6 protein-coding genes, 2 tRNA genes and 1 pseudogene are annotated in these 3,769 nt (G+C 62.0%); 5 read left to right on the top strand and 4 right to left on the bottom strand.

Translation table 11 applies throughout. The features are described from left to right. Both HUK84_RS12140 and HUK84_RS12135 read right to left on the bottom strand, forming a co-directional pair. Window positions 1-335 (bottom strand): MFS transporter (locus HUK84_RS12140; RefSeq protein WP_176640522.1); only part of this gene is annotated, 335 nt, incomplete at its 3' end. Window positions 336-756: 421 nt separating this feature from the next. Further along, the gene (locus HUK84_RS12135; protein ID WP_176640521.1) at window positions 757-969 is read right to left on the bottom strand and encodes a hypothetical protein; all 213 of its coding nucleotides are present in this window, start codon (window positions 967-969) and stop codon (window positions 757-759) included. 222 nt (window positions 970-1,191) lie between these two features. On the opposite strand from HUK84_RS12135, the gene HUK84_RS12130 reads away from it, so the two are divergent. Further along, a complete protein-coding gene (locus tag HUK84_RS12130; protein ID WP_176640520.1) occupies window positions 1,192-1,428 on the top strand; it encodes a type II toxin-antitoxin system CcdA family antitoxin in 237 nt (78 codons plus the stop codon). Beyond that, window positions 1,428-1,733, top strand: a complete 306-nt coding sequence (locus HUK84_RS12125; protein WP_176640519.1) for a CcdB family protein — start codon at window positions 1,428-1,430, stop codon at window positions 1,731-1,733. Before HUK84_RS12130 ends, HUK84_RS12125 begins: the two co-directional genes overlap by 1 nt. Before the next feature lie 93 nt (window positions 1,734-1,826). Here HUK84_RS12125 and HUK84_RS23795 read toward each other — a convergent pair. Both HUK84_RS23795 and HUK84_RS12115 read right to left on the bottom strand, forming a co-directional pair. Further along, window positions 1,827-1,892, bottom strand: a pseudogene (locus HUK84_RS23795) (hypothetical protein); the annotation flags it as partial. A gap of 444 nt (window positions 1,893-2,336) precedes the next feature. Continuing rightward, window positions 2,337-2,410 (bottom strand) — tRNA-Gly (locus tag HUK84_RS12115). 263 nt (window positions 2,411-2,673) lie between these two features. On the opposite strand from HUK84_RS12115, the gene HUK84_RS12110 reads away from it, so the two are divergent. The 3 genes from HUK84_RS12110 to nusG all read left to right on the top strand — a co-directional run bounded on the left by HUK84_RS12110 (window position 2,674) and on the right by nusG (window position 3,615). Next, window positions 2,674-2,750: transfer RNA gene (locus HUK84_RS12110), tRNA-Trp, on the top strand. Window positions 2,751-2,879: 129 nt separating this feature from the next. Next, the gene (gene secE, locus HUK84_RS12105) at window positions 2,880-3,074 is read left to right on the top strand and encodes a preprotein translocase subunit SecE (RefSeq protein WP_176640517.1); all 195 of its coding nucleotides are present in this window, start codon (window positions 2,880-2,882) and stop codon (window positions 3,072-3,074) included. Window positions 3,075-3,084: 10 nt separating this feature from the next. Continuing rightward, window positions 3,085-3,615: a transcription termination/antitermination protein NusG gene (nusG, locus tag HUK84_RS12100; RefSeq protein ID WP_176640516.1), complete on the top strand. Its 531-nt coding sequence runs from the start codon at window positions 3,085-3,087 to the stop codon at window positions 3,613-3,615. The last annotated feature ends 154 nt before the right edge of the window (window positions 3,616-3,769 follow it).

The raw sequence follows: 3,769 nt of genomic DNA, 5'->3' as shown, positions 1-3,769 counted from the left end.
AGCACCAGCGCGGTCGCGCCGGGCGCCATGCCGCACAGGGCCGAGCCCAGGCAGAACAGGGCGATGCCGGCCAGGAAGATGCGGCGGCGGCCAATTCGATCGGCCGTCGAACCCGCCAGCACCAGCAGGCTCGCCACCGCCAGCGTATAAGCATCGACCACCCATTGCAGGGTGGACAACCGACCGCCGAGCGCGCCGCGAATCGCGGGCAGCGCCACGTTGACGATCGTCACGTCCATCATGACCAGCAGCAGGCTGAGACAGCATATGGCCAGCACAAGACCCGGGCGCGGGCCGCGATCATGGGAAGACGCGGTCACACCGGGGCGGAACATACGGAAATCGGACATGAGAGGCCGGAAAAGGATGGAGCGGGCGAAGAAACCTTAATTCGACCAGTTCCAAAGCAGTAGATATGGCTAATTCTCAAATCATGTTCAGCCAATGCTTCACGCAGGATACGCGCCATCGTTTTAGGATGGGGAGTTTGCATATTCGTATCTCCATCCGTAGCGAACGACGGATCGAGGTCAGGGCCTGCATTCCCAACATCCGTTCGCCACGTCCGAAAGGTACAGGCGACGGGCAGCGTCGCGAGCCCGGCGACAACCTGTATTAAAAATGGTCGGCCAGCAAGAAAAACCACGTGCGGCGAGAATGAACGCCTGCACAGGCTGAACCAGCTCCCAATTTCGCCCATCATCAACCTGTGATTTTCCCCGTTCGGGCTGAAGACACCGCCACATGCACGCCTGACTACGCCACAGTACGCAGCGTGCCGACACACACCGACAATCCATTGGAAATGTCTGATTTTTTCTGATTGGGCTGCGTTTTCCGGCGCGTAATGGTGCTGTCCTTTCCAGACGGAACGGGCAGGACGATGACGGACAAAAGCCGCATATCGAACGCCGGGCCACACTCACCGGCCAACGATAACAAACCGCCGGACGTCAGCGAATCCGCCACTCCATCTCCAGCCATGACGGCGCGGACGGACGCACTGATCCTCGTCCTGGCCCGCCTGCCGGGACGGCAGATCGCTCGCTAGGAATTCGAACGCCAGATGGCGAGGTTGCCAATGACAACGAACCGCCGCCGGGCGAGGCCGCCCCCAATCAGGAAGGCGTGGATGATCCTTGAAATGCGCATTCTCTATGCGCATATTGGCTGCCGGAAGGAGTGCATGCAATGTCAGCAACACCCAGCACCAGACGCGCCACCAATATCACCCTGCCCACGCATCTCCTGACGGAAGCACGCAGTCTGGGCCTCAACGTCTCGCAGGCGTGCGAGCAGGGTCTTGTCGCGGCGCTCGCCGCCCGCAGGCGCGAAAACTGGCTCGCCGAGAACGGTGACGCGATCCAGTCCTGGAACGAGCATGTCGAGACGCACGGCCTGCCGCTGGCCGACTATCGGGCGTTCTGATGGCGCGTCTCGATGTCTATCCCATGCCGGGCAAACATCGCGCGGGGTATGTGGTCGATGTTCAGGCGGAACTCCTGTCCAAACTGGCAACCCGGATGGTCGTTCCCCTGATCCCGGCCTCCGATGCGCCGCCACCGATCAGCGAGCTGAATCCGATTATCGAGATAGAGGATGTGCCGCACGTCCTGCTGACGCAGGCTTTGGCAAGTGTTCCGTTCTCGGAACTCCGTAAGCCCGTCTGTTCCATCGATAGCCATCACGATGCCATCACGCGTGCGCTGGATATTCTGTTCGTTGGCTTCTGAGATAATGCTGCGCATTGAATTCGGAGCATCTGACCGAACCCAGGTGCGAATCTTCTTCGCCACGCCGAGGGCACCACGCCGTTCGACCTTGCTAAGCGCATCGCGCAGGTGATCACGACGGACATCGTAGATCGACAGCTTGCCCAGAACAGGCGGCACGTCCTTGCCAAAGATGCGTTCCACCTGAGACAGCCCAGTCCGGCGCCCATGACGCAGGGATAAGCAGCTCTGCTTTTCCTGCCAGCAGTAGCGAAAATGCCACGATTTTGCCCCCACTCAAAGGCACATAGAGGGCCAGCCCATCGCCATCGGCAAGCGAATACGCGGCCACTGCGGGCTTTGCCTGCCTGACGGCGAAATCGGAGAGTGCCATGCGTCCATTTCCGTCCTGATGCGCGGATCAGGACGGATGGTTTCCCTGCGCTCTCTATCTTCTCCACCAACAAACCGGCATTCGCCGTAACCGCAAAAATGGCCTCAATCTCGGCCTTAAATCGCGGCGCTTTGGGGAGCTTTCCATGGACCTCGGTGGAACTTGACCCGACGGTAGCCCTTCGGTCTCAAGCCATTGAGGAACTTAGCGGACATCCATGGAACACAATTTGGAGCGGGCGAAGGGAATCGAACCCTCCTCAGAAGCTTGGAAGGCTACTGCATTACCACTATGCTACGCCCGCTCAGCAGCGCCTTCATAGCCCCGAACCGTTCCCGGCGGCAAGCCCCGCGCCCATCCCGGATACAGGCCCGATACCGGAGGCCCGAATCCTCCATGCCCGGCCATCGACGGCGGGGAGGCGCCGGGGAGACGACAAGGAATCGCATCCACCCCCTTGACTTTGGATGCCGGGCATACTCTTTTCCGCAACCTGCGCCGGGTTCGCACGGGTGGCCAAGACAGCGTGTTTCCGCTATCCGTTGGTCGACGCCGAAGGCGGCATGCAGGGGTGTAGCTCAATTGGCTAGAGCGCCGGTCTCCAAAACCGGAGGTTGGGGGTTCGAGACCCTCCACCCCTGCCATCCGCGCCGGTCGGGACAGACCCGTCCGGTCCGGGTCCGATGCCCCCGACATGCAGTGAGTGGTTTTCGGCTCCCGTTCGCCGGTCTCGTCGGATGGGGTGCCGCGTGGTGTTACGAGAAGGGTGTTTCGTGTCGGTCAGTCCCGCGAAATTTGTGCAAGAAGTCCGCGCCGAAGCGGGCAAGGTCACGTGGCCCACGCGTCGCGCCACTCTGGTGACGACGGGGGCCGTCCTGGCGATGGCCGCCATGACGTCGGTATTTTTCTTTGTCGTCGACCAGATCATCGGCCTGGGCGTACGGGAACTCTTTGGGCTGGGAGGCTGAGGAACGGACCATGGCGAAACGTTGGTACGTGGTTCACGTCTATTCCGGCTTCGAGAAGAAGATCGCCCAGCACATCAAGGAACAGGCGGCGCAGAAGGGCCTGTCCGACCATTTCGGCGACATCCTCGTGCCGTCCGAAGAGGTGGTCGAGGTGCGGCGCGGCCAGAAGGTCAGCGCCGAGCGGAAATTCTTCCCGGGCTATGTGCTGGTCAACATGGAACTGACCGACGAGGCGTGGCACCTGGTCAAGGACACGCCCAAGGTCACCGGCTTCCTGGGCAGCAAGACCCGTCCGTCGCCGATTCCCGCCGCCGAGGCCGAACGGATCATGAAGCAGGCGCAGGAAGGCGTGGAACGCCCCCGCCCTTCGGTCACGTTCGAGATCGGCGAGCAGGTGCGCGTGTCCGACGGCCCGTTCACCTCGTTCAACGGCACGATCGAGGAAGTGGACGAGGAAAAGGCGCGCCTGAAGGTCAGCGTCTCGATCTTCGGCCGCTCGACGCCGGTCGATCTGGAATACAGCCAGGTCGAGAAGCTCTGAAATTTCGTGTCCCGTCACGAAAAAAGGCGCCGCGAGGCGCCTTTTTTCGTTTAGCCCGCCCGCTCGGGCTCAAGCCGCCGGCAGCGCGCGCAACTGCGCCGCCGCCTGGTCCGCGACCTGCCCCAGCAGGGCGCTCAGCGCCGCCACCATGGCC

Origin of the sequence: Nguyenibacter vanlangensis (assembly GCF_013376155.1) — a bacterium.
GTDB lineage: Bacteria > Pseudomonadota > Alphaproteobacteria > Acetobacterales > Acetobacteraceae > Gluconacetobacter > Gluconacetobacter vanlangensis.
The sequence above is the reverse complement of the archived record's forward strand: the minus strand, read 5'-3'. Positions and strand labels throughout refer to the sequence as shown.